The sequence below is a fragment of the Rhodococcus sp. IEGM 1241 genome (assembly GCF_033142365.1).
GTDB classification, from domain to species: Bacteria; Actinomycetota; Actinomycetes; order Mycobacteriales; family Mycobacteriaceae; genus Rhodococcus_F; species Rhodococcus_F erythropolis.
Map to the genome: position 1 here is coordinate 1 of NZ_JAWLSE010000051.1, position 1,969 is coordinate 1,969.

General features: G+C 58.4%; 1 protein-coding gene. It reads right to left on the minus strand.

Annotation, left to right across the window (positions count from 1 at the left end):
- Positions 1-1,327: 1,327 nt before the first annotated feature.
- Positions 1,328-1,969 (minus strand): integrase core domain-containing protein (locus R4P70_RS32555; protein WP_317833832.1); only part of this gene is annotated, 642 nt, incomplete at its 5' end.

A 1,969-nucleotide genomic window follows, 5' to 3' on the forward strand; every position in this document is an offset into this window, starting at 1 on the left:
TCATGAGTCACACGGCGTTGTAGCGACGACACCTATCCTGTCAGCCGGCCCCGGGCCGGCCACTACAAACACTTACATGCGATTCAATCACACGCAGTTGGTTGATGATTTCGACCGGGTAACGGCGGCCTTAGTACGACAGCGTTCTTCAAACAATGTGACAGTTCCCAGCGGCCCGATGCGCATTCGACCGCTGCTGGTCTGATCAGTTCACTGATCAGACCAGCAGCGGCCTCTCACGAAAAATCGAGGCTGACGCCTAGACCGCAGGCTTCTCGACCGACTGGTCTGCAGAACCGGTGCCGAGTGTGGAAATTAGTTCGACGACTGTTTTGACGATGCTGATGACGTCCCCAACTGAACCCATGACTGTCTCCCTCTGTGTGTTTGATTCTTTCTGTTGGTTGCGCGAAAGACTGTCCCTTACATGCATTTTTGGCCGCATAGAGCACAATCTTCAATACGCGCAATCCAGAGTGTAGGCCGCTGGTTCGGCATCGGCATGAGGGTCGGTGAACCGCTCACTGAAATGATCCTGGGGCAACCAGATAGCTGTATTTGACCTGGAAGGAAAAACAGACAGTATGTACTGCGCATCTTATGATTAGCCAGCCAAGAAACTAGTTGAACGGAGAGTGAGCGACATCACATTTCGGGCTTGATGGCGTTGACCTGACGTGAGTTTCGATTCGGCCAGTATGCCCATCGAGCAGATGGGAACCCACCCCCCCATAAGTGAATCTGCGAAAGATGTAGATGTCCCTTGCGGATCGATCCGCAAGAGCGCCGCGCCGAACCGCGAAGAGAGCGCACGACCTGCACGCTCGGCGGGATGCGGAATTCGAGCATGGAGACGAGGCGTCAGTGACGGCGGGGCGCGTGACGGAGGACGACGTTCTCCAGGCCCGCCTCAACGAGTTGTACGGCGCGCCCGATCGGCGGCTCACGAACGCTGCAGTGTCGAAAGGTGGCGCGCGGCGCATTCCGGATTTCCGCACCGTACCCCTCTCAGTTGCGTACCGGGGTCCGCGAGAGCCCGTCAGATGAGGTGGAGTCGCGTTGGCACTCGATTTTTGTGCACGATACTGCTGAAATGGCGTCGCGATTGCAGTCGGGGTGGCATGACCCCCGTGAAGTGACCCGTACGCTATGAGAATCCTTCCGCCCTGCTCAAGGGCATGAAAGGCTTCATCTCATGGCTGGACGTAAACGACACACGCCCGAACAGGTCATCCGAAAGCTGCGCCACGGCGACGAACTCGCCGCCACAGGTGGCAGGTCCCCGATAGTCGGACCACCGCGCTTTAGAGCCGCGGTTTGATTGGTTTCAGTCGATCTCGCACCCATCCACCGGTTGGTGGGTGTGGGAGCACTGGGCAGCGTACTCGGCCGGCGTGAGGTAGCCCAGCGACGAGTGGCGGTGCCGATGATTGTGGTCGTCCTTGAAGTCCTCGATCACCACTCGCGCTTCGAGCAGGCTCGTCCAGTGGTTGCGGTTCAGGCACTCCTTCCGAAGGCGGTTGTTGAAAGATTCGATGTGCCCGTTGTTCCAGGGAGTTCCCGGCGGGATGTACGAGATTCCCACACGGTTCACGCAGAACTGGTGTAGCGCACTAGAAATGAATTCTGGCCCGTTGTCCATCCGTAATACCAGCGGCGGCCCGCCCCACAGCGCGAACGTCTTGCCTCGTTCCTCGACCAACCGCTGCGCGGGGATCGAACGCTCCACGATGTTCATCAGCGACAGGCGCGTGTGCTCGTCGATCATCGATGCAATCTTGACGGCTTTGCCGTCGACGGTGGAATCGAACTGGAAGTCCATAGCCCACAACACGTTCGGGGCGTCGGCTTCGGTCTGTGGGCATGAGCTGACCCCGCCTCGTTTGCGTGGAGAGGAATGATCGAAACCTGTGGATCCCGGGAGGACGCACCTTCCCGGATGATGATCTGTACACGAACAGGATTCTGA